This window comes from Micromonospora sp. NBC_00389, assembly GCF_036059255.1.
Lineage (GTDB): Bacteria > Actinomycetota > Actinomycetes > Mycobacteriales > Micromonosporaceae > Micromonospora.
Map to the genome: position 1 here is coordinate 5,382,446 of NZ_CP107947.1, position 26,780 is coordinate 5,409,225.

Annotated in this window: 24 protein-coding genes; 14 read left to right on the plus strand and 10 right to left on the minus strand. The window is 72.3% G+C overall.

Annotation, left to right across the window (positions count from 1 at the left end):
• Nucleotides 1–64 precede the first annotated feature (64 nt).
• Nucleotides 65–1,339, plus strand: coding sequence for an MFS transporter (locus OG470_RS25430; protein WP_328416124.1), 1,275 nt, complete (start codon nt 65–67; stop codon nt 1,337–1,339).
• A gap of 467 nt (nt 1,340–1,806) precedes the next feature.
• Here the strand turns inward: OG470_RS25430 and OG470_RS25435 are convergent, their stop codons facing one another.
• The gene (locus OG470_RS25435; RefSeq protein WP_328416126.1) at nt 1,807–2,292 is read right to left on the minus strand and encodes a GNAT family N-acetyltransferase; all 486 of its coding nucleotides are present in this window, start codon (nt 2,290–2,292) and stop codon (nt 1,807–1,809) included.
• A 39-nt stretch (nt 2,293–2,331) separates the two neighbouring features.
• Nucleotides 2,332–3,420 (minus strand): LacI family DNA-binding transcriptional regulator, encoded by a 1,089-nt coding sequence (locus tag OG470_RS25440; protein WP_328416128.1) that lies wholly within the window; start codon nt 3,418–3,420, stop codon nt 2,332–2,334.
• 172 nt (nt 3,421–3,592) lie between these two features.
• Here OG470_RS25440 and OG470_RS25445 point away from each other — a divergent pair, with 172 nt between their 5' ends.
• The 9 genes from OG470_RS25445 to OG470_RS25485 all read left to right on the plus strand — a co-directional run bounded on the left by OG470_RS25445 (nt 3,593) and on the right by OG470_RS25485 (nt 12,581).
• Complete coding sequence (locus OG470_RS25445) at nt 3,593–4,309, plus strand: cupin domain-containing protein (protein WP_328416130.1); 717 nt, start codon at nt 3,593–3,595, stop codon at nt 4,307–4,309.
• Nucleotides 4,310–4,489: 180 nt separating this feature from the next.
• Entirely contained in the window at nt 4,490–5,449 is a 960-nt protein-coding gene (locus OG470_RS25450) for an ABC transporter permease (protein WP_328416132.1), read from the plus strand.
• Nucleotides 5,450–5,474: 25 nt separating this feature from the next.
• A complete protein-coding gene (locus OG470_RS25455; protein ID WP_328416134.1) occupies nt 5,475–6,479 on the plus strand; it encodes an ABC transporter substrate-binding protein in 1,005 nt (334 codons plus the stop codon).
• Nucleotides 6,480–6,522: 43 nt separating this feature from the next.
• Nucleotides 6,523–7,278 (plus strand): ABC transporter ATP-binding protein, encoded by a 756-nt coding sequence (locus OG470_RS25460; protein ID WP_386984587.1) that lies wholly within the window; start codon nt 6,523–6,525, stop codon nt 7,276–7,278.
• Nucleotides 7,279–7,316: 38 nt separating this feature from the next.
• The gene (locus tag OG470_RS25465) at nt 7,317–8,468 is read left to right on the plus strand and encodes a Gfo/Idh/MocA family protein (RefSeq protein ID WP_328416138.1); all 1,152 of its coding nucleotides are present in this window, start codon (nt 7,317–7,319) and stop codon (nt 8,466–8,468) included.
• Nucleotides 8,465–9,616, plus strand: a complete 1,152-nt coding sequence (locus OG470_RS25470) for a dihydrodipicolinate synthase family protein (protein ID WP_328416140.1) — start codon at nt 8,465–8,467, stop codon at nt 9,614–9,616. The genes OG470_RS25465 and OG470_RS25470 overlap by 4 nt, the downstream gene beginning before the upstream one ends.
• The gene (locus OG470_RS25475) at nt 9,613–10,416 is read left to right on the plus strand and encodes a sugar phosphate isomerase/epimerase family protein (RefSeq protein WP_328416141.1); all 804 of its coding nucleotides are present in this window, start codon (nt 9,613–9,615) and stop codon (nt 10,414–10,416) included. The genes OG470_RS25470 and OG470_RS25475 overlap by 4 nt, the downstream gene beginning before the upstream one ends.
• Complete coding sequence (locus tag OG470_RS25480; RefSeq protein ID WP_328416142.1) at nt 10,409–11,572, plus strand: hypothetical protein; 1,164 nt, start codon at nt 10,409–10,411, stop codon at nt 11,570–11,572. The genes OG470_RS25475 and OG470_RS25480 overlap by 8 nt, the downstream gene beginning before the upstream one ends.
• A 130-nt stretch (nt 11,573–11,702) precedes the next feature.
• Nucleotides 11,703–12,581, plus strand: coding sequence for an IS5 family transposase (locus tag OG470_RS25485; protein WP_442930932.1), 879 nt, complete (start codon nt 11,703–11,705; stop codon nt 12,579–12,581).
• Between the two features lie 418 nt (nt 12,582–12,999).
• On the opposite strand, the gene OG470_RS25495 is transcribed toward OG470_RS25485, so the two are convergent.
• Nucleotides 13,000–14,559, minus strand: a complete 1,560-nt coding sequence (locus OG470_RS25495) for an acetolactate synthase large subunit (protein WP_442930975.1) — start codon at nt 14,557–14,559, stop codon at nt 13,000–13,002.
• A gap of 114 nt (nt 14,560–14,673) precedes the next feature.
• On the opposite strand from OG470_RS25495, the gene OG470_RS25500 reads away from it, so the two are divergent.
• Entirely contained in the window at nt 14,674–15,201 is a 528-nt protein-coding gene (locus OG470_RS25500) for a hypothetical protein (protein ID WP_328416144.1), read from the plus strand.
• Nucleotides 15,202–15,248: 47 nt separating this feature from the next.
• Here OG470_RS25500 and OG470_RS25505 read toward each other — a convergent pair whose 3' ends face one another.
• Together OG470_RS25505 and OG470_RS25510 are read right to left on the minus strand one after the other, a co-directional pair.
• Nucleotides 15,249–18,713 (minus strand): ThuA domain-containing protein, encoded by a 3,465-nt coding sequence (locus OG470_RS25505; protein WP_328416146.1) that lies wholly within the window; start codon nt 18,711–18,713, stop codon nt 15,249–15,251.
• 143 nt (nt 18,714–18,856) lie between these two features.
• Nucleotides 18,857–20,416, minus strand: coding sequence for an NAD(P)/FAD-dependent oxidoreductase (locus OG470_RS25510; protein WP_328416148.1), 1,560 nt, complete (start codon nt 20,414–20,416; stop codon nt 18,857–18,859).
• Nucleotides 20,417–20,604: 188 nt separating this feature from the next.
• Here OG470_RS25510 and OG470_RS25515 point away from each other — a divergent pair, with 188 nt between their 5' ends.
• From OG470_RS25515 to OG470_RS25525, 3 genes are all read left to right on the plus strand, one after another.
• Complete coding sequence (locus OG470_RS25515; protein WP_328416150.1) at nt 20,605–21,840, plus strand: hypothetical protein; 1,236 nt, start codon at nt 20,605–20,607, stop codon at nt 21,838–21,840.
• Between the two features lie 79 nt (nt 21,841–21,919).
• Complete coding sequence (locus tag OG470_RS25520; RefSeq protein WP_328416151.1) at nt 21,920–22,492, plus strand: GNAT family N-acetyltransferase; 573 nt, start codon at nt 21,920–21,922, stop codon at nt 22,490–22,492.
• A gap of 41 nt (nt 22,493–22,533) precedes the next feature.
• Nucleotides 22,534–22,947 (plus strand): type II toxin-antitoxin system Phd/YefM family antitoxin, encoded by a 414-nt coding sequence (locus OG470_RS25525; protein WP_328416152.1) that lies wholly within the window; start codon nt 22,534–22,536, stop codon nt 22,945–22,947.
• Between the two features lie 54 nt (nt 22,948–23,001).
• Here OG470_RS25525 and OG470_RS25530 read toward each other — a convergent pair whose 3' ends face one another.
• The 5 genes from OG470_RS25530 to OG470_RS25550 form a co-directional block, all read right to left on the minus strand.
• A complete protein-coding gene (locus OG470_RS25530; RefSeq protein WP_328416153.1) occupies nt 23,002–24,069 on the minus strand; it encodes an ABC transporter ATP-binding protein in 1,068 nt (355 codons plus the stop codon).
• Nucleotides 24,066–24,881, minus strand: coding sequence for an ABC transporter permease (locus tag OG470_RS25535; RefSeq protein ID WP_328416155.1), 816 nt, complete (start codon nt 24,879–24,881; stop codon nt 24,066–24,068). The genes OG470_RS25530 and OG470_RS25535 overlap by 4 nt, the downstream gene beginning before the upstream one ends.
• Complete coding sequence (gene modA, locus OG470_RS25540) at nt 24,878–25,630, minus strand: molybdate ABC transporter substrate-binding protein (protein WP_328426596.1); 753 nt, start codon at nt 25,628–25,630, stop codon at nt 24,878–24,880. The genes OG470_RS25535 and modA overlap by 4 nt, the downstream gene beginning before the upstream one ends.
• A 32-nt stretch (nt 25,631–25,662) precedes the next feature.
• Nucleotides 25,663–26,088: a TOBE domain-containing protein gene (locus OG470_RS25545; RefSeq protein ID WP_328416157.1), complete on the minus strand. Its 426-nt coding sequence runs from the start codon at nt 26,086–26,088 to the stop codon at nt 25,663–25,665.
• 263 nt (nt 26,089–26,351) lie between these two features.
• On the minus strand, nt 26,352–26,744 hold the full coding sequence (locus OG470_RS25550; protein ID WP_328416158.1) for an SCO5389 family protein: 393 nt from the start codon (nt 26,742–26,744) through the stop codon (nt 26,352–26,354).
• Nucleotides 26,745–26,780 lie beyond the last annotated feature (36 nt).

Sequence of the window (26,780 nt, forward strand, 5' to 3'; positions counted from 1 at the left end):
TATCGATGGCACGCGATCGCCTGGCGGTCCGAACGGGGCGACCGCGCGCACTACCCTCGGCGAGATGAGTCGACCTGCCGGCGGTGGCCGGACCCCACTGTGGCGGGATCGCACCTTTGGCACGTACTGGGTCGCGCAGTCGCTCTCCGCGGCCGGCGACTCGTTCGCCTACCTCGCGGTGCCGTTGCTGGTGCTCCAGGCGACCGGGTCGATCACCCAGATGGGCCTGCTCACGGCCGTGGCCGGCGCAGCGTCCGTCGCCGCCGGGATCTTCGGTGGGGTGCTGGTCGACCGGTACGATCGGCGCACCCTGATGATCGTGGCGGATGTGGCCCGGCTGGTGCTCTATGGCCTGGTGCCGCTGGCTTGGCTCGCCGGTCCGCAGGTCTGGTTGCTCTTCGTGGTGCTGCCGATCTGCGAGGCCGCCGGGATGGTGTTTCAGGTCGCCGCGGTGACCGCGGTCCGCAACCTGGTCGACCGGGACCGGATCACCGAGGCCAACGGGCGGTTGCAGGCGACCTACGCGGCGGCGGCCGTGCTCGGGCCGCTGCTCGCCGGCGTGGTGTCGGCCCGGTTCGGCCCGGCGACGGCGATCGCCGTCAACGCGGCGAGCTTCGCTCTCTCCGCTGCCGGCCTCCGGATGATCCGGCTGCGGCCCGCCCAGCCCGACGGCTTCGCTCCGGTAGGCCGGGAGCGGCCGCTGGCCGAGTTCCTGGCCGGGGCGCGGTTCCTGTGGCGCCAGCCGGTGCTGCGGTCGCTGACCGTGCTGCTGTCGGTGTTCATCTTCCTCACCTACGGCTTCACCGACGTGCTCGTCTACCACGTCAAGCACGACCTCGGCGGTTCCGACCGGACCGTCGGCACGGTGCTCGGCCTGGCGGCGCTCGGCACGGTCGTCGGGGCGCTACTGGTGGCGCCGTTGCGCCGCCGACGCGGCTTCGGCGTGACCTGGATCAGCGCGCACTGCGTCTGCGGTCTGGCCCTCGCGGGCGTCGGCCTCGCGACCACCGTGCCGACGGTCACCGTGCTGACCGCGGTCTACCTGTGCTGCCTCAGCGTGGGCGGGATCTGTTCGATGTCGCTTCGTCAGGAGATCACCCCCGACCACCTGCTCGGCCGGGTCACCTCGGCCTTCTGGAGCACGCACTACGCCCTCGGGCCGGCCGGCGCAGTCGCGCTGACCTGGGCCGCCGCCCGGTACGGCGTCCCGACGGTCGCCCTCGTCGCGGGGACGGGCTGCCTGCTGGTCGCGGTCGGCGGCCTGTTCAGCCCGATCCGCCGGGCCGGCGCGGAGCCACGTCGGTCGCCCGTCGCCATCCCGGTGGGGGAGGCCGGTTAGCCGCGGCTCCACCCCGGTCGTCCTTCGAGCCGATCGGTCCCGCGCTGCGGCACGAGCCGGATCCCGTCCCGCTGCCCCTGTCCGCCCCGCGCTGCGGCACGAGCCGGATCCCGTCCCGCTGCCCCCGTCCGCCCCGCGCCAACCGCCGGCCGAGCACGTACCCGTCGCGGTGCCAGCTGCGCCCGCTCGTCTACTCCACCCTGGTTGCCTGTCGAGCTGCCCCAGAAATGGGGCAGCAATGCCGTCGCGCGCTGCCTCTGACGGGACCGGCGAGTTCGAGTGACCGCGGGCCGGGTTGGAAGCGACCGCAGGCCGGGGTGGAAGTGACCGCAGGCCGGGGGTGGACCAGCCCGCACCGCCGGCACCGTTGGCCGGGAACCGCCTGCCCCACATCTGGGGCAGCTCGACAGGCACGCAGCAGTGCCACGCACCCGGCGGCGGTTGTTCCGCCGCACCCGCTGGTCCGGTCAGAACTCCTGGTACATGACGTGCAGGCCGACCCGGCCGAGGGCGGGGTGGCGGAACGCGCCCGGCACCGTGCCGACCACGTCGAAGCCCTCCCGCCGGTACAGCTCCACCGCCGACCGGTTGCTCTCCACCACGGCGTTGAACTGCATGCCGGCGTACCCCTGCTGGCGGGCCCAGGCCAGCGCGTCGCGGCACAGCGCGGTGCCCACGCCCCGGCCCCGGGCGTCGGCGGCGACCATGAAGCTCGCGGTGGACACGTGCGCGCCCGGCCCGGGCCGGTTGGTGCCCATCTTCGCGGTGCCGAGCACCCGCTCGCCGTCCACCGCCACGACGGTCCGCCCCGGCGCCGCCTCGGCCCACATGCCGTACGACTGCTCGGCGGTCATCGCGGGATCGTAGGGAAAGGTCTCCTGTGCCCGGATCACCTCCTCGATGATCGGCCACACCTGCGACCAGTCCTGGTCGACGAACTCCCGAATCAGCACCGGGGGAGGTTAAGCCCCGGACGAGCCCTGGACAATTCGTTATTCCGAGGTGCGTCCGGGCGTCCGACCGCCCCGCCGAGCGCGTGGCGCCGAGCCTGCGGCATCCCGCTCGGGCTGTGGGGCCGGGCCCGCGGTGTCCCGCCGGACCAGCTCGGCGGGGAGCACCTCGACGCGGGGCGCCGGCGCCTCGGCGCCGAGCACCAGGGACATCGCGCGGACTCCCATGTCGACCAGCGGCAGCCGTACGGTGGTCAGCGCCGGGGTCACGTCCCGGGCGATCGGCATGTCGTCGAAGCCCACCACCGAGACCCGCTGCGGCACCGCCATCGAGCGGGCCCGCAGCGTGGCGAGCGCGCCAATGGCCATCGAGTCGTTGAGCGCCACGATCGCGGTCAGCTCCGGATCGGCGTCGAGCAGCCGGGCGGTGGCCTCGGCGCCACCGTCGCGGTCGAACTCGGCGTACCGGATCCGCCGCTCGGGCAAGTCGCGGTCCTGCTCGGCCAGGGCCTGCCGGAACCCGGCCAGTCGGTCGGTGGTGGTGGTGAGGATGCGTGGGCCGGCCACCACGCCGATGGCCCGGTGTCCAAGGTCGCACAGTTCCCGCCCGGCCAGGTAGCCACCGGCCCGGTTGTCGGGCATCACCGCGTCGCCGGAGTGCTCGTGCCGGCCGATCACCGCGACCCGTCCGCCGGTCGCCTCGTACGCGGCGAGCTTCTCGTTGAGCTGCCGCGTGAACGCGTCGTCGTGGTAGCCGGAGCCGGCCAGGATCAGCGCCGCCACCTGGTGGCCCCGCAGCAGCTCCACGTACTCCAACTCGCGGTCCGGGTCCCGGTAGCTGTTGCAGATCATCAGCAGCCGGCCCCGGTCGGTGGCCACCCGTTGCAGCCCGCGGGTGATCTCGGCGAAGTACGGGTCGGAGACGTCGTGCACGATCACGCCGACCGCGCTGCGGTGCGAGCGGGCCAGCAGTTGGGCGTGTGCGTTCGGGACGTACTGCAACTCGGCGACGGCGGCCAGCACCCGCTCGCGCAACTCGTCGGTGACCGGCTTGCTGCTGCCGTTGATCACGCGGGACGCGGTGGCGGGCGAGACGCCCGCGCGACGCGCCACGTCAGACAGGGTCGCCATGGCCCGCCCCCTCGATCTGTTGACGGCGTTTCGTCGTGCCGGCTAGCGTCACGGTACCGCAGAGAAAGCCCTTTCCCGCAGGGAGGTCCGGCCGTGTCCGATCGCTTCGCGGTGCTTCCACTCGACGACCTCACCGTGCTGCCGAGGGCGCATGACATCGGCGGGTGCGCCGGTGTCTGACCGGTCGGCTCCGCTGCCCGGCGGGATCGGGGTCTCCCGGCTGCGCGTCTACGACACCGTCGCGCCGGACGGCGTGGTCGGCGGCACCCCGCACGTGCACCTCTGCTGCACCGAGGGGTACGTGGTGACCGGCGGCGAGGGCGTGGTGCAGACCCTCACCGCCGCCGGCTACCAGGAGACCCCGCTGCAGCCGGGGGCGGTGGTCTGGTTCGAGCCGGGCACCGTGCACCGCCTGGTCAACGGCGGTGGGCTGACCATTGTGGTGCTGATGCAGAACAGCGGCCTGCCCGAGGCCGGCGACGCGGTGCTCACGTTCCCGCCCGAGGTGCTGGCCGACCCGGCCGCGTACGCCGCTGCGGCGGAGCTGCCGGGCGGGGGAGCGCCGGGCGCCGACGTGAGCGCGGCGTATCGCCGGCGGGATCTGGCGGTGACCGGCTTCCAGGCACTGCGGAGCGGCGGGCCGCCGGCGCTGACGGCGTTCCACTCCGCTGCTCTGGCGCTGCGCCGGCCGCTGCTGGCGCGGTGGCGAGAGCGGTGGGCGGCCGGCGCGGGCCGGGCTGCCGCCGGCACCGGCGAGCAGCTCGACGCCCTCGAACGGGGAGATCCCGGGCACCTGGGTCAGGCCGGGGTGTACGCGGTGAACGAGCCGATCGAGCGGGGCCGGCTGGGCATGTGCGGATTGCTCGACACCTATCCGGCCACGGCTTGACCATCCACTGGGGATGGTTGTTGGGCCGGGTGCGGGGCCTCGGCGCAGGTGCGGTGGAAACAGATCGAGGAAAGGCCTTGCCTGCCGTCGAGGGGCCGCCTACGCTCCAGGAAAGCGTTTGCCTGATCTGCCGACCGGCCCGTTCCGCGGCTGTTGTGCCGGGCCCCGAGGAGGTTCCGCGTGACCGAGAACGCTCTGGACACGGCGGGCCGGAAGGCCGCCGCCGCCGCGACGGCGGCCGGTGAATCCGCCACACCGGCGGCCGCCCAGCCGGCCGGCGGCTCCGGATCGTCCATGGTGGCCGGTCCACCACCCGGTGTCGGTGGCCGACCGCCACGACCGACGATCGGCCGGCGGGCGCTGGTCCTCGCCGACTCGCTCTGGCGTCCGGCGCTGGTGCTGGCGGCGTTCTTCGCCGTCTGGTGGTTCGTCGCCGCCCGGGAGTACGTGCCCAACTACCTGGTGCCCACTCCCGTCCAGGTCTGGACCACGATGACCGACCAGTGGTCCGAGCTGGCCCGGCACACCATGGTCACGCTCTACGAGACGGTGGTCGGGTTCGTGCTGGCCGCAGCGCTGGGGCTGGCCACCGCGGTCGCCATCGCCTACTCGCGCACCCTGGACAAGGCGCTCTACCCGATCGTCCTGTTCGCGCAGGTCATTCCGAAGATCGCCATCGCGCCGCTGCTGGTGGTCTGGTTCGGCCTCGGCTTCACCCCGAAGATCATCCTGGCCGTGCTCATCGCGTTCTTCCCGGTGGTCATCTCCGGAGTGGCCGGGCTGCGCTCCACCGACCCGGAGCTGCTCGACCTCGCCGCCACGATGGGCGCCGGGCCGTGGCGCACCTTCCGCAAGATCCGTTTCCCGAACGCGCTGCCACACCTGATGGCCGGCCTCAAGGTGGCGGTCACCCTCGCGGTGGTCGGCGCCGTGGTCGGCGAGTTCGTTGGCGCCAGCGAAGGGCTCGGCTACGTCCTGTTGCTGGCCAACGGCAACCTCGACGCCCCGCTGCTGTTCGCCGACCTGATCCTGATGTCCGCCATCGGCATCGTCCTGTTCGTCCTGGTCGAGATCGCCGAGGCGCTGCTCATTCCCTGGCATGCCAGCCGTCGGGCCGGCGTGCCGCTCACCACCTCCTGACCGACCCCATCACGGAGGAAAACCGATGAAGCGCACCGCCACCACCATCCTGGCCACCGCCGCCCTGCTGCTCGCCGCCACCGGCTGCGGCGGGGACGACTCCTCCGGCACCACCGGCGCCGGCGGCAACAAGGAGGTCACGCTCACCCTCAACTGGGTGCCCTACGGCGAGCACGCCCCGTTCTACTACGGGCTCCAGAAGGGCTACTACGCCGCCGAGGGCATCGAGCTGAAGATCCGCCCGGGCAACGGCTCGGGCAACACCATCAAGCAGGTCGCCCAGAAGCAGACCGACTTCGGCTGGGCGGACAGCCCGGTGCTGCTCAAGTCGGTGGCCACCGGCATGCCGGTCCGTAGCCTCGGCGCGTACCTGGAGAAGGGCCCCTCCTCGGTGGAGTTCTTCGCGGAAGAGAACATCAAGTCTCCGGCCGACCTCAAGGGCAAGACCGTCGGCGGCACCCCCGGAGACGCCCTCTACGCGACCTTCCCGGCCTGGCTGGAGAAGAACGGCCTCAAGCAGAGCGACGTCAAGGTGGTCAACGTGGACGCCGCCGGCAAGATCGCCGCGCTGGCCGAGGGCAAGGTCGACGCCATCATGGGCTTCTTCCACGACCAGGCCCCCACCATCGAGAACCGGACGAGCAAGAAGGTCGACGTGCTGCTCTTCGCCGACTACGGGATGAACCTGCTCGGCACCGGCCTGATCGCCAACACCCAGACGCTGCAGAAGGACCCGGAGTTGGCCCGCAGGTTCGTCCGGGCCACCCAGAAGTCCTGGGCTGACGCTGCTCGGGACCCCGCGGGCGCGGTGAGCGCGATGACCGCCCTGGCCGAGAACGAGCCCCCGGCCGAGGTGCTCACCAAGCAACTCGCCCTCAACCTGCCGCTGATCGGCGCCGACGGCCCGCCCGGGGTGAACACCGAGGCCCAGTGGACCGAGACCATCGACCTGATGGCCCGCTACGCGGAGCTGAAGGACCCGGGCGCGCCCAACGCGTACTGGGACGCCTCGTACGCGGCCCAGGGGTGACCCGGTGACCGCCGCGCCGGCACGCACCGGCACCGCCATCGGGATGGCCGGGTTGACCGTCCGGTTCAGCTCCCGGCGGTCGCAGACCACAGCGCTGGACGACGTGTCGCTGGACATCGAACCGGGAGAGTTCGTCACCATCGTCGGTCCGTCCGGCTGCGGCAAGTCCACCCTGCTGAAGATCGTCGCCGGGCTGGTCCGGCCGACCAGCGGCGAGGTGTCGCTGCTGGACCGCCCGGTACGCGGCCCGCAGAAGGAGATCGGCTTCGTCTTCCAGAAGGCCGCGCTGCTGGAGTGGCGCGGCGCGCGGGCCAACATCCTGCTCCAGGCCGAGATGCGCGGCATGGACCGGGCGCAGGCGGCCCGCCGGGCGGACGAGTTGATCGAGATGACCGGCCTGACCGGCTTCGAGAAGGCGCTGCCGCACGAGCTGTCCGGCGGCATGCAGCAGCGGGTGGCGCTCTGCCGAGCGCTGCTGCACTCCCCGCCGGTGCTGCTCATGGACGAGCCGTTCGGTGCCCTGGATGCCCTGACCCGGGAACAGATGAACGCCGAGCTGCACCGGATCTGGCGGGAGACCGGCACGACCGTGGTCCTGGTCACCCACTCCATCGCCGAGGCGGTGTTCCTCGGCACCCGGGTCGTGGTGATGAGCGCCCGGCCCGGCCGGATCATCCGCACCTTCCCGGTCGAGCTGCCAGCGCACCGCGACTACGCGCAGGTGATGTCGGATCCGCGCTTCGACCGGCTCGCCACCGACCTGCGCGGGTTGCTCGGCAGCGCGGCCGCCAACCACTGAACGTGGATCGGCACGACCAGTACGACGGAAGGAACACCATGACCCGCAGGTCGATCGGCATCATCGTCAACGGCGTGACCGGAAGGATGGGCTACCGGCAGCACCTCGTCCGCTCGCTGCTGGCCATCCGCGAGTCCGGCGGCCTGACGTTGGCCGACGGCACGACCATCTGGCCGGAACCGGTCCTGGTCGGGCGCAACGAGACGAAGCTCCGGGAGCTCGCCGAGCGGCACGGGCTGACCGACTGGACCACCGACCTGACCTCGGCGCTGGCCCGCGACGACGTCGAGATCTACTTCGACGCCCAGGTCACCCAGCAGCGGGAGAAGGCGATCCGGCAGGCGATCGAGGCCGGCAAGCACATCTACACGGAGAAGCCCCTCGCTGAGGACACCGCCGTCGCGCTCGACCTGGCCCGGGCCGCCGACGCGGCCGGGGTACGGACCGGGGTGGTGCAGGACAAGCTCTTCCTGCCCGGGCTGCGCAAGCTCAAGCGGCTCATCGACGGTGGCTTCTTCGGCCGGATCCTCTCGGTGCGCGGCGAGTTCGGCTACTGGGTCTTCGAGGGCGACTGGCAGCCGGCCCAGCGTCCGTCCTGGAACTACCGGGCCGAGGACGGTGGCGGCATCACGGTGGACATGTTCCCGCACTGGCACTACGTGCTGGAGGAGCTGTTCGGCCGGGTCAATGCCGTCTCCTGCGTGACCGCCACCCACGTGCCCGAGCGCGTCGACGAGGACGGCCGCAGTTACCCGGCCACCGCCGACGACGCCGCGTACGCCATCTTCGAGCTGGACGGCGGGATCATCGCGCAGCTCAACTCGTCCTGGTCCGTGCGGGTGTACCGCGACGAGCTGGTCGAGTTCCAGGTCGACGGCACCGAGGGCAGCGCGGTGGCCGGGCTGCGCCGCTGCCGGGTGCAGCACCGGGCGGTCACCCCGAAACCGGTGTGGAACCCGGACCTGCCGGTCACCGAGGACTTCCGGGCCCAGTGGACCGAGGTGCCCGACAACGAGGACTTCGACAACGGCTTCAAGGTGCAGTGGGAGGCGTTCCTGCGGCACGTCGTGGCCGGTGAGCCGTTCCGCTGGGACTTCCTGGCCGGCGCGCGCGGCGTACAGCTCGCCGAGCTGGGGCTGCGCTCGGCCCGCGAGGGCGTTCGTGTCGAGGTGCCGGAGCTGCACTCATGACCGCGGAGGTGGTGCTGCCGGGCGGGCGGCGGCATCGGCTGGCCGGGGGGAGCGGCTTCGCCCGCCCGGCCGCGCCGGCGACCAGCCGGATCGCGTACGCCGCCGCGCACGTGGTGGCCGACCCTAGCGCGGAGAACGTGCCAGGCGCCCCGGCGGCCGTCGACTGGGACACCACCCTCGCGTTCCGACGGCACCTCTGGTCGTACGGGCTGGGGGTCGCCGAGGCGATGGACACCGCCCAGCGGGGGATGGGGCTGGATTACCCGGCCACCCGGGAGCTGATCCGCCGCAGCGCCGCCGAGGCCCGCGCGGTGGGCGGGCGGATCGTCGCCGGGGTCGGCACCGACCAACTGCCGGTCGGCCCGGCCACCCTGGCCGAGGTGACCGCGGCGTACCGGGAGCAGCTCGACGACGTGCGCGCGGCCGGCGCCCGGCCGGTGCTGATGTGCAGCCGGCACCTGGCCGCCGCGGCCCGCGGCCCGGAGGACTACCTGCGGGTGTACGACGAGCTGCTGACCGTCGCCGAGGAGCCGGTGGTGCTGCACTGGCTGGGTCCGATGTTCGACCCGGCGCTGACCGGCTACTGGGGTGCGGTCGATCTGGACCTGGCCGCCGACACGGTCGTCGAGCTGATCAAGGCGCATCAGTCCAAGGTGGACGGCATTAAGGTGTCGCTGCTGGACGCCGGGCGGGAGGTGGCGCTGCGCCGCCGACTGCCGGCCGGGGTACGGCTCTACACCGGCGACGACTTCCACTACCCGGAGCTGATCCGGGGCGACGAGGTGGGCCACTCCGACGCGCTGCTCGGGGTCTTCGCGGCCATCGCGCCGGCCGCCGCCGCCGCGCTGGCCGCGCTGGACCGGGGGGACCTGGCGGCGTACGACGAGATCTTCACGCCGACCGTGCCGCTGGCCCGGCACCTGTTCGCGGCGCCGACCTGGCACTACAAGACGGGGATCGTGTTCCTGGCCTGGCTGGCCGGGCACCAGGAGCACTTCACCATGGTCGGTGGCGCGCAGTCCGGCCGGTCCCCGGCGCACCTGGCGACCCTGCTCACCCTGGCCGACGAGGCGGGGCTGTTGCCGAACGCCGACCTGGCCGCTGCCCGCGCCCGGGCACTGTTCACCGTCGCGGGGGTAGCGCAATGAGCCTCGCGCGGTTCTCGTTCAACCAGGCCACGGCGCAGCGCTGGCCGCTGCCGGAGGTGGTGGCTGGGTGCGTGGCGGCCGGGGTGCCGGGCATCGGGTTGTGGCGGGAGCCGGTCGCGGAGCACGGGCTGGCCCGCTCGGCGAAGCTGGTTCGCGACGCCGGTCTCACCGTCACCTCGCTGTGCCGGGGCGGCTTCTTCCAGGCCGACGGCTGGCGCTCGGAGAACCTGCGGGCCATTGAGGAGGCGGCCACCCTGGGCGCCCCCGAGCTGGTGCTCGTCTCCGGAGGGCTGCCGATGGGCAGACGGGACATCGACGGCGCCCGGCGGCGGGTCGCCGACGCGATCGGCGAGTTGGCCCCGCACGCGGCGGCGGCCGGCGTACGCCTGGCGATCGAGCCGCTGCACCCGATGTTCGCTGCCGACCGCTGCGTGATCGCCACCCTCGGCCAGGCGCTGGACATCGCTGAGCGCTTCGACCCGTCGGTGGTCGGCGTGGTCGTGGACGCGTACCACGTGTGGTGGGACGACACCGTGTACGCGCAGATCGCGCGCGCGGGTTCGCGGATCTCCGCGTTCCAGGTCTGCGACTGGGTGACTCCGCTGCCGGAGGGGGTGCTGCTCGGTCGGGCGCTTCCCGGCGACGGCTGCATCGAGCTGCGCCGGCTGCGCGAGGCGGTGGACGCGGCCGGTTATGCCGGCCCGATCGAGGTGGAGGTCTTCTCCGCCGAGGTGTGGGCGCGTCCGGGCGCGGAGGTGCTGGACGCGGCGATAGCCGGCTACCTGCGCCACGTTGTCTGAGACTCCCGAGCGGCGCTGGCCGGCGGCGGTCGGTGCCTGGCTGGGCATCGGCACCGCGCCGGCCACCCTGGTGCTCGGCGCGGCGATGGCCGCCCGGCACGGCGGCGCGGTGCCGGTGGCGGGGCTGCTGGTCGGTGGCGCGCTGATGGCCGTGCTGCTCTGGGGGCACGGCCGGATCGGTCTGCGCCGGCCGCTCGGGGACGGCGGAACGCTGACCGCCGTGCTGCCCGCATACCTGGGGAACGCCTCGCGGCTGCTGTTGGCGGCCGTGCTGACCGTGTCGATGGTCGGCTGGAACGGGTTCAACGTCGGGCTGGGCGGCGCCTCGCTGGCGGCGTTGACGCACCTGCCGGGCTGGGTCGGGCCGGTGCTGCTGGAGGTGGCGGTCCTCGCCGTCTCCTGGGCGCCGGCTCGGTTCGGCAACCGGGTCGCCGTGGTCACCACGCTCAGCGCGGTGGTGCTGGTCGGCTGGTGCCTGACCGTGCTGCCGCCGCCGGGCGCGCCGGTCCGCCTCGCCGCCGGTGGGCTGGCCGACGCCGCCGCGCTGATCGGCTACGCGGCGGTCTTCGCCTTGCGCGCACCGGACTTCAGCGTCGGCCTGGCCCGGCGGCGGGACCTGGCCTGGTGCGTGGGGCTGCTGATCGGGCCGGCGCTGCTCGGGGTGCTCGCCGGTGCCGGCCTGTGGCTGCGGACCGGCTCGGCGGACGTGGTCGCGCTGCTCGCCACCGGGTCGGGGTTGGCCGCGTACGCGAATCTGTTCGTCGCGGTGGCCGTCTTCGCCGCCGCGCTGACCACCACGTACTCCGGGGCGCTGGCGATGCGCGGCCTGGCGCCCCGGGTGCCGGCCCGCGCGGCGATGCTCGCCGTCGCGATGCTCGGCGGGGTGCTGGCGGTGGCGCGTTTCGACCGCCTGGTCCTGCCCTGGCTGACGCTGCTGGCCGCCGCGCTGCCCGTGCTGGTGGTGCCGATGGCGGTGGAGGCGGCGGCCCGTCGGCGCGGTCGTGCCCCGCGTACCGTGCCCGCCTGGTGCTGGATGCCCCCGGCGCTGCTCGCGGTCGCCTGCACCCTCGCCGGGGTCGGCGTCGCCCCGCTGCTCGGGCTGGCCCTCGCCGGGGCGTGCACTCTGTTCTGGCGGCGCCTGGGCAACGCGACCTAAGGCGTGTTTCAAAAGTGGAGTCTGATCGAAGTCACCGCGTGGCGGTGATCGACAGCTGAAGAGGTCTCCGGTAACTGGTTCTGCGACCAAGCAAGAACTTCATACCGGAGACCTCGTGCCCAGCGTAGCGGTGACGAGGCGGCATGACCTGACCGACGGGCAGTGGGCTGTTCTGGCTCCGTTGCTGCCTGCCGCGCCGAGGACGGGTCGTCCGCCGAAGTGGAAGAAACGACAGCTCATTGACGGGATCCGGTGGCGGATCCGGATCGGTGCCCCGTGGCGTGACGTCCCGTCCGAGTACGCGCCCTGGCCCACCGTCTACGGCCTGTTCCGCCGCTGGCAGCGTGACGGAACCTGGGACAAGATCCTGTCCGCGCTGCAAGCCGCTGGCGACGCGACCGGCCGGATCGGTTGGACGGTGAGCGTGGACTCGATGACCAGCCGCGCCCACCAGCACGCCGCCGGAGCCCGCACCGACGGGCATCTGCAGAAGGAGCCGCCCGGCGGGGTGCACGACGAGCCGGCCGATCACGCGCTGGGCCGATCGCGCGGCGGGCTGACCACCAAGACTCATCTGGCCTGCGAGCAGGGACAGAAGGTCCTCTCCCTGATCGTGACCGCCGGGCACCGTGGTGACAGCCCGCAGTTCATCCCCGTCCTGCGCCGCATCCATGTGACCCGCCTCGGCGTGGGTCGACCCCGCACCTGCCCCGACCTGGTCTTGGCCGACAAGGCCTACACCAGCCGCGGCAACCGCAGTCATCTGCGCTCACGCGGGATCCAGGCCTGCATCCCCAGCAAGACCGACCAGGACGCCCATCGCAAGGCCAAAGGCTCCAAGGGTGGCCGCCCACCCGCGTTCGACAAGGACCTCTACCGGCTACGCCACGCCGTGGAGAACGGCATCAACCGGCTCAAACGCCACCGCGGCGTCGCCACCCGCTACGACAAGCTGGCAGTCCGCTTCCAAGCCGTTCTCACCATCACGATCATCACCGAGTGGCTCTGACCGGCTTATGAAACACGCCTTAGGCGGCGGATCTTCGAGGTCGCACCTCGGACTGTGGAGCGCGACGAGCTGGTGCCGCGCAGGGCCGTCGTCGCCGCATGGATGCGAGGCCGGGGTGCCGGTGAAGGCATGTGGGTGCACCCAGCCGCGGCTGACCAGGTTGGTGACCAGGCGACTGACGGCCAGCTAGCCCTCGGCCACCGAACCCTGCCCGATGTGCCGGACACCTGGCCAGACTGCCTCCTCCGCGACCGCCTCACCGAACACTTCCTGACAACGGCCTTTCCCCGAGTGCCGGTCCAGGCCTGGCCCTGCAACTAACCAGCGGACGAGTTCAGGAGCCCTGGCCCCGTCGCAGCGCGTCGGTGTCTGCGAGACGTCAACCGACTCGTTGATTCGTCCTGCTGGGAAACGCGACCTAGGCGGCGGGTGGGACGGTGGCGTCGATGAGGTGTGGGCCGGTCCGGGCCAGCGCCTGGGAGAACTGCTCCGCGAGTTGCTCGGCGGTGGTGGCGCGGCTGGCGGGCATGCCGAACGCGTTCGCCAGCCCGACGAAGTCGATCTGGGGGGTCGCCAGGTCGAACAGCGGGTTGTTGTCAGGATCGGCGAGGCCGGGACGATTGCTGAAGTGTCCCCACTCCTGGCGCAGGATCGCGTACGCGTGGTTGTTGAGGATCACGTTGGTGATGTTCAACTGCTCGCGTACCTGGGTCCACAGCGCAGTGACGGTGTACATGACGCAGCCGTCGGCCACCAGTGCCACCACCGGCCGGTCGGGTGCGGCGACAGCGGCACCGACGGCCAGGGGCAGACCGTCGCCCATGGCACCACCGGTCTGCATGAGCACGTCGTGCCGAGGAGCGCCAGCGGTGGCGGACGCCAGGGCGGTGCCGGAGCTGACGGTCTCGTCGATGATGATGGCCCGCTCGGGTAGCAGAGCTGCGACGACGTCGGCCCAGTTCTGCAGCGTGAGTGGGCCCGTGGGCAGTGCCGGTCGATGCGGGTCGGTGACCTGGGCGGCCGTGTCCGGTGCCACCAGGTCGGCGAGTTGAACGAGCGCGGCGACGGTGTCCTGGCCTACCTCGGCCAGGATGTGCGTCTGGGCGCCCTCGGGCACGAGGAGGCTCGGTTGATCGGGGTAGGCGAAGAAGGAGACGGGCGCCTTGGTGCCCGCGACGATGACGTGACGTACCCCGTGCAGTTGTTCGAGCACCTGCTCCGGGTAGAAGCCGAGCCGGGGGAACGCGGGCAGGCCTGCCCCGCGTTCGACCCGGTTGGAGTAGAGCTCCTGCAGCACCCGTGCACCAGTCGCCGCGGCGATGCGGCCTGCGGCCAGCAAGCCCGCTTCTCGGAGAGCCGTTCCCCCGATGACCAGGGCGGTCGTTCCGCCGCTGCGAAGGACATCCGCGACCTGCCTGATCACCTCCTGGTCGACGGTTGGTGCCGGCCGGGGCTGCACGGGTGCGCCGGCCGCACCCCCGTCCGTCCAGGACACGTCCGCCGGCATGATCACGGTGGCGATCTGCCCGGGAGGCTCCAGTACGGCCGCGAGGGTGGCCGCGGCGTCAGGGCCCGCGCCGGCCGCGTCCTCGGGGCGGCGGACCGGGCCGCGCAGCCATCCAGCCAGGGCGGCGATGTCCGAGTTCAACGGGGGGTCGAAGGCGTTGTGGAACGTCGCGTGGTCCCCGACGATGCTCACCACCGGCGAGTTGGCGCGCCGGCTGTTGTGCAGGTTCGTGAGGCCGTACGCGAGCCCCGGCCCGAGATGCAGCAGCGTCGCGGCGGGCTTGCCCGCGATACGGGCGTAACCGTCGGCAGCGCCGGTGACCACGCCCTCGAAGAGAGCGAGCACGCCGCGCATCTCCGGAACCGACTCCAGCGCGCCGACCAGGTGCAACTCGGTGGTGCCGGGGTTGGTGAAGAGCACCTGCACCCCGCCGTCGACCAATGTCCGCAGCAGTGCCTCGGCCCCGTTCACGCACATCACCTCGTCGACGGCAGGATCAACAGTGATTCGATACTAAACTCGCATTTCGGACCAGTGCTGCTAGGTTAAATGAAACCGCTCGTCCGGTAGGGAGATGTGGGCACGATGAGACAGGGTCGCGCCGAGCGCAGCTACCAGGCCCGGTGCCTGGACATCAGTATCGATCGCTCGTTCGAGGACTTCCGGCGGCAGTACGAGCAGGCCGTTCCGCCCTACGACGACGCGGCATTCAACGCGCTGGTGGCCCGCGACGCCCCCTGGGACGATGTGCTCTCCCTGATGCGAGAACGAGCACCCCACGACTTCCTCATCTATTGGAGCAGCGGTGACCTCCAGCCGATGATGAAGCTCGCGGGCGACTCCCTGCACTGTGTCGAATACCTGATGGGCAACCACACCACTGCGGAGCGGATGTTCCGGCATGACCCCGCCGCCATGCTGTACGCGCCATTGCGAACGATGATCAGCGACGGACCCGACGGCGGGGCAAGGTTCATCATCGAGCAACCCAGTCGCGCATTCGGCTCGTTCGGCGTGGACGCGATCCACGAGGTGGGTCTGGAACTCGACCGTGAGGTCGCCGCCCTCCTGGCGTTCCTGGAGGTACCCGTACCGGCGCACCTGTCTGACTGAGCGTGGCGGTGGCGGGCGGGGTGGACCCTACCGCCACCGGCCGGTGGTCAGTTGACGGTGATGGTCAGGTTGGCCGAGCGGGTCTCCCCGCCGGTGTAGGTGACCGTCACCCGCGCGGTGAAGGTCCCCTTGCGGGGGTAGCTATGGGCGCTCGACCGCAGCGTGGCGCCGTGCGTGACGGCGCTGTTGTCGCCGAAGTCCCACGCGTAGTCGGTGATGCTCAGCCCTGACGGTGCTGTCGCGGTGGCGGTCAGGGTGGTGGTCAGTGGCGCCGTGCCGCCGGCCGGGTTGGCGGCGAGGGACAGCGTCCCGCCGGGCTCCTGCTTGACCCCGGCTCCGTTGAACCGCAGCCAGTCCAGCGAGAGCAGGTCCGGGGTGCCGCCGACCTGGGCGGCGTTGACGAACTTCGCGTACAGGGTGGTGGTGCCGGCGGGCTTGTTGGTCAGCGTGACGGTGGGCGAGACCAGGTTGTCCCATCCGCCGGTCGATCCGATGGTGGCCTTGCCGATCAGGGTGCCGGTGGGTGAGCCGGTCCGCAGCTCGATGTCGCCGCCGAGCCCGCCGTTGGTCACCCCGAGCGTCACCGAGCCGACGTTGCGCAGGTCAACTGGCCCGTACGCCGCCCAGTCGTTGTGGTCGACGTCGCCGAGCCGCTTGCCGGCGCGGGCGATGGGCCGGTCGTTGACCGTGATGCCGGACTGGGCGGTGAAGTGCTCGGCCTCCTTGCTCTTGGGCTGCAACTGCGCCCGGGTCGAGCCGGTCAGGGCCGGTACGCCGCCGGCCGCGCCGCCATCGGTGTACTGCGCGGTGACGACCGTGTAGAGGTTCTGCCCCGGCCCGTGCCCGTCACCGGCGTCGGCCTCGGTGGCCAGCAGCTCCGAGCAGCCGGTGTACACGTCCAGCGGGTGGGCGTGCGAGTCGTGGCCGAGCTGGGTCTGCACGGTCACCTTCGCGCAGTCGATGGTGGCGTCCTCCGGGTCGGTGACCGTCACCGTGTACGGGATCTTGTCGCCGAAGTCGAAGAAGCCGCCGTCGGGCACGGTGATGGTCACCGTGGGTCGGGTGTTGCCGACCACCACGTCGGTGACCGCGCTGGCGGTCAACCCGTTGCCGCTGTTGCGCACGGTCAGCCGAGCGGTGAACTTCCCGGCCGTCGAGTAGGTGTGGCTCGGATTGGCGGCGGTGGAGTCGGTGCTGCCGTCGTTGGTGAAGTCCCAGGCGTAGCTGAGCGCCGAGCCGTCGCCGGCGGCCGATCCGGCCGAGGAAAAGGCCACGGTCAGCGGCGGGCGTCCACTGTCCGGGTTGGACATGACCTTCACGGCCGGCGGCCGGCCGTTGGCCACGTAGTCGATCCGGTAGATGCCGGCGCCGGCGTTGCTGCCGCCGCGACCGCTGCCGGTGCCCTCGCCGAAGTCGATGACGTAGAGCGAGCCGTCCGGGCCGAACTCCGCCTCGAAGGGCTGGATCCAGCTCATGTTGCCGAAGATCCCGTTGATGGACTGGAGGTCACCCACGGCGGTGGGGCCGAAGCGCGCGTTGCTGAAGGTCTGCGCCGTCTTGTGGATCGAGAGCGTCTTGAACCACTTGCGGGTGAACTCGTAGGTGATCCACTTGCCCTCGAAGTACTCGGGGAACTTGGTGGTGCGGGTGTTGGCCGGATCGTGGTCGTAGACCGGGCCGCTCATCGGCCCGCCGCCGCCGGTGCCCACCTCAGGGAACTGGCTGGAGGCGGAGTACGCGTACCAGACCAGCGCCGACTTCGCCGCCGGAAGGGCCGTCAGGCCGGTGTTGTTGGGGGAGTTGTTCACCGGGGCGGCGCAGGTGAACTTCGCCCCGGAGGTGCTGGTGGCGAAGTTGTAGTCGTTGAACGGGATGTTGTTGCCCACGCAGTACGGCCAGCCGTAGTTGCCGGCGGCGGTGATCCGGTTGAACTCGACCGTCCCCTCCGGACCCCGGTTGGGATCGGCGGCACGGGCGTCCGGGCCGTAGTCGCCCACCAGCAGCGCGTTGGTCAGCGGGTCGATGGTGATCCGGAACGGGTTGCGCATGCCCATCGCGTAGATCTCCGGCCGGGTCCTCGCGGTGCCGGCCGGGAAGAGGTTGCCGCTCGGGATGGCGTACGTGCCGTCGGCCTGCGGGGTGATCCGCAGGATCTTGCCGCGCAGGTCGTTGGTGTTGCCGGCGGTGCCCTGGGCGTCCCAGGCGGCCCGCCCGGCCTGCTCGTCGATCGGGGTGTACCCGCTGGAGGCGAACGGGTCGGTGTTGTCGCCGATCGCGGCGTAGAGCCGCCCGGCGGCGTCCATGGTCAGCGAGCCGCCCATGTGCGAGTTGGCCCGGCCCACACCGCGGAAGGTGGGGATGGCCAGCAGCCGTTTCTCCGAGGAGAGCGCGACGCTGTTGTTGGCGACCGTGAACCGGGACAGGTTGAGCTGTTTGAGGGTCTTGTCGGACCAGAGCAGGTAGATCCAGCCGTTGCTGGCGAAGTTGCGGTCCAGCGTCATCCCGAGCAGCCCGTCGGACTGGTCGGTCATCGCCGAGGTGTACGCGAGGTCCAGCAGCGTGCTGACCTGAAGGGTGTCCTGGTTGACCACCTTCAACGCGCCGGTGCGCTGGATGTAGTAGACCTTCCGGTCGGGGGCGACGGCCAGTTCGAACGGGTCGGCGAGGTTCTCGGTGACCAGCCCCACCCGTTCGAAGTTGGTGGTCTCGGTGGCCGAGCAGTCGCCGGCCACCGCGCCGGCGGCCCACTCGATGCCGTAGCGCAGGTGCTCCAGGAAGGCCGGCTCGGTGAACCGGGAGCTGGCGTGCCCGCCAGCGGTGAACCAGGACCGGCCGCCGTCGTAACGCTGACACCAGGAGTACGCGTGGTCGACGCCCTCGTCGAGCCCGTTGATCCCGTCCCGCACCTTGATCTGCGCGAGGGTGTGCACGTTGCCGGTCGGATTGGTCCGCCAGTTGTACCACTCCTCGCTCTGCTCCCAGAGCTCCGGCAGGTTCCGCGTCGAGGGGTGCGCCCGGTCGAGCACCTTGACCCGGCCGGGATAGGTGCCGCCGGTGGCGGAGAAGTCGGGGTGGAAGTCGAAGATGGTGCCGACCAGGCCCTCGTACCAAGGCCAGTCGCGCTCGCTGGCCGAGGCGGCGTGCAGGCCGGCCCAACCGCCACCGTTGCGGATGAACGTCTGCAACGCCGCGCGCTGGCTGGCGTTGAGCAGGTCACCGGAGGCCGGGGTGGAGTTGGTGTTGTTGAACACCAGGGCGTCGAAGGTGGCGAGGTTCGCGTCGGTGAACGCGGCCGCGTCGGTGGTGGCGACGACCTCGAAGTTGTGGGTGGTGCCGAGTTGCTGGATCGCGGCGACGCCGGCCGGGATCGAGTCGTGGTAGAAGTTGGTGATCTTGGAGAAGACCAGCACCCGGAAGCGGGGGGCGGCCTCGGCGGGCAGGGCGGTGGTGGTGCTCAGCACGGTGGCGACGGCGAGCAGGGCGAGGCAGAACGCGCGCAGGAATCGGGGCATGGGGGCGCTCCCTGTCGGACGGTGAGGGTCGGAAAGCGCTTTCTTGCTGCCCGCATCACGGTACTGGCGGCCAGTGATAACCGTCAATTGCCCTTAAGGTAAGCGTTTTCCTGACCTGATCGCCCCGGGCCCCGCCACCGCCGTTAACCCTGCGGCACCTGCGCCGGCCGCTCGCCGTCCCCGGTGGCGCCGATGCCCCCGGGAACTGTGACCGGGGCAGTGATGATCCGGCTCGGCAGCACCGGCGCGTCCCGGCCCGTGCCCCGCCGCCGGTCGCCGCCGGTGGACTGCTCGTGGTAGTCCTGCTCCACGTTCACCGACCAGACGTCATGCGCGCTGCCGGTGGCGATGTTCTCCGCGGTGAGCATGGCGGTCAGCATCGAGTGGTCCTGGTTGTTGTAGCGGTGCATGCCGTTGCGCCCCACCGGGTGCACGTTCGGCACCGCCTCGGCCAGCCAGGCCCGGATCACGTCCACGTTGTGCTGGTAGCGCTCGTCGTACACCGGGTACGCCTTCGGCATCCGCACCACGTAGCCGGCCTCCACCACGCCGGGCCGGGCCAACCCCAGCCGCTCCAGCTCCGCGGTGGCCAGCGCCACCAGGTCGGCGTCCGGGGTACGCCACATCTCGTCGTCCTCGAAGACGAAGTACTCCAGGCCCAGGCAGGTGCGGCCGTCCTTGACCAGGTACGGTGACCAGGAGCCGAAGTTCTGGATCCGGCCCACCCGCACGCCCTGGTCGTGCACGTAGATCCAGTTGTCCGGGAACGAGAACTCGGCCGGCACCACCAGCGCGACCGTCAGGAAGTCGCGGTAGCGCAGGTCGGCGGCGCAGGCCAGCACCTCCGGCGGCGGCTCCGGGCGCAGCGCCGCCACCAACTCCGAGATCGGCATCGACGAGACCACGTGGTCGGCCGGTGTGGTGCGTTGCCCGCCCGGGCCGTTGACCGTCACGCTGATCGCCCGCCGTCGTCGCGGGTCGCGGTGCACCGCGGTGACCCAGGTGCCGGTCGACACCTCCCCGCCACGGTCGCGCACCTGCTCGGCGCAGCGTTCCCACATCATCCCCGGTCCGTACTTCGGGTACTGGAACTGCTCGATCAGACTGGTCACGTCCGTGCGGTACCGCCGGGGCAGCACCGCGTTGCGGATCGCCTTGGCCAGCGACAAGTTCTTGATCCGCTGCGCGGCCCAGTCCGCCTGCAGCCGGTCCGCCGGCATCCCCCAGACCTTCTCGGTGTACGTCTTGAAGAAGATCGAGTACAGCCGCCAGCCGAACCGGGCCGACACCCAGCCCTCGAAGTGCGACTGGTCCTGCGGCGGGCGCAGCCGGGCACGGGCGTACGAGCCCAGGCAGCGGGCGGCCTCCGGCAGCCCGAGGTTGCGCAGCGCGTTCGCCGCGCTCAGCGGGTAGTTGAACAGCGCGCCCCGGTAGTAGATCCGGCTCATCCGGGGCCGGGTGAGGAAGTCCTCGTCCGGCAGGATCTCGTGCCAGAACGCCTCCACCCGGGGCACCTTGGTGAAGAACCGGTGCCCGCCGATGTCGAAGCGCCACCCGTCGCGCTCCACGGTCCGGCTGATCCCGCCGACCACCTCGTCCGCCTCGAACACCTGTACCGGCAGCCCGTGCCGGAGCAGCTCGTACGCAGCCGTGAGTCCAGCCGGCCCCGCACCGATGACCACCGTGCCGTGCTGCTCGCCCATGCCCCCGCGCTCCCTGCTCACCCGCTGTGGTTGAGGCGCGGCGCGTACCCGTTCTGCGCCGGACTTCACTCTCGCGGCGGCGCGGGTCACGGCGGTTTCCGCTCCGGCGGGGTGCGCGGCGGCGTACAACGGGAGGGGCGACACCCCCGCGGCGGGTGAGTCTGGGGCGGACCGGGGGAGCGGGGCGGATGCGCCGGTGGCGGAGCGGCCGGGGGCGCGCGACGGCGCTGGCCGCCGGCCTGGCCGGGGCGGCCCGGGCCGGGACGCGGCTGGCCCGCCGGGTGCCGTCGCCCTGGCCCTACCTGCTCGGCCTCTTCCTCGGCGCGAAGCTGCTGCTCACCCTGGTCGGATTGCTGGTCCTGCACGCCTGGGACGGCATCCCCGGCGCGCCGCCGCCGGACGAGGCGTTGATGTGGGCGCAGCAGCGGGACGTTTCCGGGCACCGGTGGATCTCCTTCTGGTTCGCCTGGGACGCGCTGCTCTACCTGCGGCTGAGCCAGCTGCCGCTGACCGGGCCGTGGGCGGACTTCGGCTTCCCGTTGCTCTACCCGTTCCTGGCCCGGCCGGTCGGCGCGCTGCTCGGCGGCGACAACGCGCTGGCCCTGCTGCTGATCAGCAACGTCGCGTTCCTGCTGGCCCTCTGGTACGGCTACCGGCTGGCCGAGCTGCTGCTCGGCGATCCGGACGCGGCTCGCCGGTTCACCCGGTACCTGGTGCTGCTGCCGACCGCGTTCCTGTTCCAGGCCGCGCTGACCGAGTCGCTCTTCGTCTGCCTCGCGCTGGCCTCGTTCTACTACGCGGAGCGGCGCCGCTGGCTGCTGGTCGGCGTGCTCGGCTACTTCCTGGCGATGAGCCGGTCGGTCGGCCTGCTCGTCGCGCTGCCGCTGGCCCTGGTGCTGCTCCGCCAGCACGACTGGCGGCTCGGCCCGCGCGCCTTGCTCGGATACCTGCGGATCGGTTGGCCGCTGTTGCTGCTGCCCGCCGGCTGGTTCACCTTCATGGCGTTCTGTCGGTGGCGTGGTGGGGACTGGTTCGCCTACCAGCACGCCCAGCAGGAAGGGTGGGGGATCGAGGTGCAGAACCCGGTGCCGGTGCTGTTGGGTGGGTTGGCCGGGGAGACGCGCGACGCCGCCCGGGTCTGGTTCGCCGTGGCCGTGCTGGCCGTGCTGGTCGCGGGGTTCCGCCGCCGGGAGCTGGCCTACCTGGTCTACGGCGTACTCATGGTGCTGGTGCCGCTGTCGATGGGCCCGCCGGTCTACAAGAGCCTGCTGCGCTACCTGCTCGCCGCGTTCCCGGTGGCCCTGGTGCTGACCCGCTGGGCGCGCCGCGCCACCGTCGACGTGTGGCTGACCGCGGCCCTCGCCCTGGTGCAGGGCGCGCTGTTCGTACTCTGGCTCAGCTACTGGACACACATGATCATCTGAGCGGGCCTCCGGCCTGCCGGGCCCACCGGGCCTGTGGGAGCCTGCTACCCGACGTCGGCCCGTACCCCGTGGAGGTTCCATGTTCGCCCTTCCGCTGACCGAGGAGGTCGAGCTGCGCCCGCTCGACCCGTGGCGGGCCGAGGAGTTCCTCGCCCACCTGGACCGGGCCCGGGAACACATCCAGCCCTGGGTGTCGCCGTCGTTCGTCGCCACCGACCTGCCCTCGGCCCGGGCGGTGCTCCAGCGGTACGCCGACCGCTGGGCCACCGACTCTGGTGGCATCTGGGGGCTGTGGTGGCGCGGCACGCTGGTCGGCGGGGTGATGTTCGTGTCGTTCGACGTGGCGCTGGGCGTCTGCGAGGTGGGCTGTTGGGTGGAGCCGGCGGCGCAGGGGCGCGGCATGGTCGCACCGGCGATCCGCCGAATCGTCGACTGGGCCGTACGCGAGCGCGGCATCCAGCGGGTGGAGTGGCGCACCAACGCCGAGAACGCCCGCAGCATCGCGCTCGCCCGCCGGCTCGGCCTGCGCCACGACGGCACTCTCCGCCAGGTGTACCCGCGCCCGAACGGGCGGATCGACCTTGAGGTCTGGTCGGTGCTGGCCGACGAGTGGCTGGCCGGGCCGGCCGCCGGGCAGCCCACCGTCCACTGACGACGGCGGATTCTGTCGTACCCGGGCGGCACCATGCATCCATGGCCGTCCCCGCGCTCACCCCGCACCCCGACCCGCCGCGCTCCGTGCCGCTGCGCGAGGCGCGCACCCGGTTCAGTCAGCTTGTCGCGCTGGCCGAGCTGACCGACGCGGTCACCGTCGTCACCCGCGACGGCGATCCCCGTCCGATCGCCGCCATCGTCCCGGCCGCCGCCGCCCGCAGCGGTGCGCAGGCCCGCGCCGACGCCGACCGGCTCGCCACGGTCACCGCCGGCTGGGCCCGTCGGCTCGACGAGCAGCACCGGCGCAGCAGTCAGCGGCACGCCGCCGAGTTGGGTGCCGTCCGCGCGGCGCTGGCCGAGGCGTGGGCTGAGCTGGACCGGCGCGTCATCCCCGGCAGCGACCCGGCGCTGGCCCGGCTGCGCGCCGCGCACAACGACCTGCTTGCCGGCTGAGTCGCTGTAGGCCGGCCGCCCGCACGCCGACCCTGCTCGCGCCGGGGGCCGGGGTCAGCCGTTGGCCGGGTAGGCGTGCGTCTCGGTCGCCTTGACCGCCACCCAGACGCGCTGCCCGGGGATCAGCCGCAGCTGGGCGGCGGCGGCCGGGGTGACGTCCGCGGCCACGCCGATCGGTCCGTCCAGCTGCACCCGCACGTTGTCGCCGTGCCGCTGGACGCCGGCGACGGTGCCCGCCCAGGTGTTGCGCGGGCTGCCCTCCGGCCGGGACGGGTGCAGGGCCACCGCCGCCGGGCGGAACGCGACGAACGCCTCGCCGTCCAGCCGGTCGGCGACGGTGAGGGACAGGTCCGGCGCGACCCGTACCCCGTGCCCCTCGGCTCGGCCCCGGTAGAGGTTCAGCCCGACCAGCCGGGCCACGTAGTCCGTGCGGGGGCGGGCGGTCACGCTCGGGCCGTCGCCCTCCTGCACCACCCGCCCACCCTCCACGATGACGAGTCGGTCGGCCAGCGCCAACGCGTCCAGCGGGTCGTGGGTGACCAGCACCGTCGCCCCGGGGTGCGCGGACAGGTGGCGGTGCAGCTCCGCGCGGGTGTCCAACCGGGTGCGGGCGTCCAGCGCGGCGAGCGGCTCGTCCAGGAGCAGCAATGACGGCTCGACGGCCAGTGCCCGGGCCAGCGCCACCCGCTGCGCCTGCCCGCCGGAGAGCTGTCGGGGCCGGCGGTGCGCCTGGCCGGCCAGCCCCACCCGGCCGAGCCAGTCCCGGGCCGTGGCCCGCGCCGCCCGCCGGTCGACGCCGTGCCGGCGCGGGCCGAATGCCACGTTGTCCAGGGCACTCAGGTGCGGAAAGAGCAGATAGTCCTGGAAGACCACGCCGATCGGCCGACGTTCGGTGGGCACCCAGCCCCGGCTTGCCGGCCGGTCCAGGTCGAGGCCGTCGAGGGTGACGTGCCCGGCGGTGAGCGGCTGCAGCCCGGCCAGCGCGCGCAGCGCGGTGGTCTTGCCGGCGCCGTTCGGCCCGAGCAACGCGACCACCTCGCCGGGCGCGACCCGCAACGGCACGTCAAGCCGGAAGGCGTCCCGGTTGACGACGAGCCGGGCGTCGAGCAGCGGCGCGGTCATGGGCCGGTGATCCAGCGGTCCCGTAGCGCGGCCAGGATGCCCACCGAGACGATGAGCAGCACCAGGCTGAGCACCATCGCGGATTCCAGGTCGGTCTCCAGGGCCAGGTAGACGGCGAGCGGCATGGTCTGCGTCCGGCCCGGATAGTTGCCGGCGAAGGTGATGGTGGCGCCGAACTCGCCGAGCGCCCGGGCCCAGCAGAGCACCGCGCCGGCGGCCAGCCCCGGTGCCACCAGGGGCAGCGTGACGTGGGTGAAGGTGGTCCACCGGCCGGCGCCCAGCGTCGCGGCGGCCTCCTCGTACCGGTTGTCGGTGGCCCGCAGCGCACCCTCCACGGCGATCACCAGGAACGGCATGGCGACGAACGCCTCGGCCAGCACCACGCCCGCGGTGGTGAAGGGCAGGGTGATGCCGAACGTGGCGTCGAGCCAGCCGCCGAGCATCCCCCGACGGCCGAAGACCAGCAGCAGTGCCACCCCTCCGACCACCGGCGGCAGCACCAGCGGCACGGTGACCAGGGCGCGGACCAGCCGCCGGCCGGGGAACTCGACCCGGGCCAGCAGCCAGGCCAGCGGCACGCCGAGCAGCAGGCAGAGCACGGTGGCGAGGGTGGCGGTCTGCACCGACAGTCGCAGCGCGGTCAGCGCTCCCGGCTCGGTGAGCCGCTGCGGCAGCGTCGTCCACGGCGCCCGGACGACCAGCCCGGCCAGCGGCAGGACGAGGAAGAGCAGCCCCAACCCGGCGGGGATCAGCAGCGCCGCCGGCACCCGACCCCGCCGACGGGGCGCGGCGGCGTCGAGGACCCGGCTCACGGAGCCTGGAACCCGGCCTCGGCGAGAACCGCCTGCGCTGGTGCCGAGCGGACGTACGCGACGAAGGCCCGCGCGCCGGCCGGGTTCGGCGCCTCCTTCAGCGCCACGATCGGGTAGTCGTTGACCGCCCGCGCCGACTCGGGAAACTCCACGCCGGTCACGTCGGCGGCCGCCGCCCGCGCGTCGCTGCGGTAGACCAGGGCCGCGTCGACCTCGCCGAGCTTCACCTTGGCCAGCGCGCCCTTGACGTCCTGCTCCAGGGTGACCGGCGTCAGCGCGACGCCGGCCGCGTCCAGCGCGGTCCGGGCCGCCGCGCCGCAGGGCACCTGTTCGGCGCAGAGCGCCACCTTCACCCCTGGCCGGATCAGGTCGGCGAGCCCGGTCACCCCCTTCGGGTTGCCCCGGGGCACCGCGATCACCAGTTGATTGCGGGCGAACGTGCTCGGTGTGCCGTCGGCGTTGCCGGCCTTGGTCACCGTGGTCATGTTCGTCGGCGCGGCCGAGGCGAACACGTCCGCCGGCGCCCCCTGGTTGATCTGGTTGGCCAGGGCCGAGCTGCCCGCGAAGTTGAAGGTGACCGAGCTGCCCGGGTTGGCGGCCTCGAAGTCACTGCCGATGCGGGTGAACGACTCGGTCAGCGAGGCGGCGGCGAACACCGTCACCGTGCCGGTGACCCGGCCGTCCGCGGCGCCACCCGGGGCCTCGTCCCCGGCGCAGCCGGAAACCGCCAGCCCGGCCACCGCCACCATGGCCACCAGCGCGGCGCGCACTCCCTGCCTGCTCATCCGCCGGTCCTTCCCCTGGTCGGGGCGGCGGGTGCGGCCCGTTCCACCACCACCGTGGTCGACTTGATCACTGCGACGGCCACCGACCCGACCCGCAGGTCGAGCTCGTCGACCGCTTCCCGGCTCATCAGCGACACGATCCGGAACGGGCCGGCCTGGATGTCGACCTGGGCCATCACGGTGTCCTTGCGGACGTCGACGACGATGCCGCGCAGCCGGTTGCGAGCCGAGGACAGCTCCGCGCCCGCGTCCGGGTCGGCCGCCTGGGCGCGGGCGAAACCGGCCAGGTCGACGCCGTCGATGACCCGGTGGCCGTGCGCGTCCCGCCCGGCGGGCAGTCGCCCGGCGTCCACCCAGCGGCGGATCGTGTCGGCGCTGACGCCGAGCAGGTCGGCCGCCTCGCCGATCCGAAACATCGTCACGGCCACACCCTAGCGCCCGCATCTGCGAGTGCGAAAGGGCCTGGAAGGCAGCTTTCACGTACCCCGAGGGCTCTTTCAGGCCGCAGATGCGGCCCTCGGTGACCGCCCCGGAAGTCGTTCTTCCTGGTGTCCGGATCAGCCCAGTTGCAGGGAAGGTGCTGCCTGCGGCCGCCTCGACGCGGCCCTTTCCCTGGCGTTGCGGATCTCGGGCACGGCCCCACCCGCGCACGGCCGGGGGTGGGGCCGGCTCATCCCGGGGAGGTTCAGCAGTTGCGCAGCTCGGGCGACTGGTTGAGCAGTTGACCGCGCGGTGAGACGAAGCGGCGGTAGGCCGGCCCGTCCACCGTGTCGGGGCGGAAGGCCGCCACGCGGTGGCAGTTCTGGAAGGCGAGGCGAACCCCGAAGTGCCGCTCCAGGCCGGCCCGGATCGCGTCGCTCGCCAACGCCCGGAGCAGTTGCCCCCGGTCGGCGTCGGTCGGGGGCGGGATGGCGTTGTCGGCGCGGTCGGACCCGCTGGACTCCAGTTCGGCGACCACCCGGCTGACGGTGGCCCAGGCGTACGGCAGTGAGTCGCGGACGCAGGCGATGAAGGCGTCGTCATCGACAGGGCCACGTTCGGCGGCGTCGAGCAGGGCGGGCGGGACGGTCAGCGACATGGTTCTCCTCCAAGTCGATAACGAAAGCCGTTGTCG

Coding starts and splice junctions, on each gene's coding strand:
- OG470_RS25440 (WP_328416128.1), bottom strand. CDS start 3,420: ATGGCGACCCTGTCTGACGTGGCGCGTCGCGCGGGCGTCTCGCCCGCC.
- OG470_RS25455 (WP_328416134.1), top strand. CDS start 5,475: ATGAAGCGCACCGCCACCACCATCCTGGCCACCGCCGCCCTGCTGCTC.
- OG470_RS25505 (WP_328416146.1), bottom strand. CDS start 18,713: ATGCCCCGATTCCTGCGCGCGTTCTGCCTCGCCCTGCTCGCCGTCGCC.
- OG470_RS25510 (WP_328416148.1), bottom strand. CDS start 20,416: ATGGGCGAGCAGCACGGCACGGTGGTCATCGGTGCGGGGCCGGCTGGA.
- OG470_RS25530 (WP_328416153.1), bottom strand. CDS start 24,069: ATGACCGCGCCGCTGCTCGACGCCCGGCTCGTCGTCAACCGGGACGCC.
- OG470_RS25470 (WP_328416140.1), top strand. CDS start 8,465: ATGACCGCGGAGGTGGTGCTGCCGGGCGGGCGGCGGCATCGGCTGGCC.
- OG470_RS25465 (WP_328416138.1), top strand. CDS start 7,317: ATGACCCGCAGGTCGATCGGCATCATCGTCAACGGCGTGACCGGAAGG.
- OG470_RS25550 (WP_328416158.1), bottom strand. CDS start 26,744: ATGTCGCTGACCGTCCCGCCCGCCCTGCTCGACGCCGCCGAACGTGGC.
- OG470_RS25430 (WP_328416124.1), top strand. CDS start 65: ATGAGTCGACCTGCCGGCGGTGGCCGGACCCCACTGTGGCGGGATCGC.
- OG470_RS25460 (WP_386984587.1), top strand. CDS start 6,523: ATGGCCGGGTTGACCGTCCGGTTCAGCTCCCGGCGGTCGCAGACCACA.
- OG470_RS25525 (WP_328416152.1), top strand. CDS start 22,534: ATGGCCGTCCCCGCGCTCACCCCGCACCCCGACCCGCCGCGCTCCGTG.
- OG470_RS25520 (WP_328416151.1), top strand. CDS start 21,920: ATGTTCGCCCTTCCGCTGACCGAGGAGGTCGAGCTGCGCCCGCTCGAC.
- OG470_RS25500 (WP_328416144.1), top strand. CDS start 14,674: ATGAGACAGGGTCGCGCCGAGCGCAGCTACCAGGCCCGGTGCCTGGAC.
- OG470_RS25515 (WP_328416150.1), top strand. CDS start 20,605: ATGCGCCGGTGGCGGAGCGGCCGGGGGCGCGCGACGGCGCTGGCCGCC.
- OG470_RS25475 (WP_328416141.1), top strand. CDS start 9,613: ATGAGCCTCGCGCGGTTCTCGTTCAACCAGGCCACGGCGCAGCGCTGG.
- modA (WP_328426596.1), bottom strand. CDS start 25,630: ATGGTGGCGGTGGCCGGGCTGGCGGTTTCCGGCTGCGCCGGGGACGAG.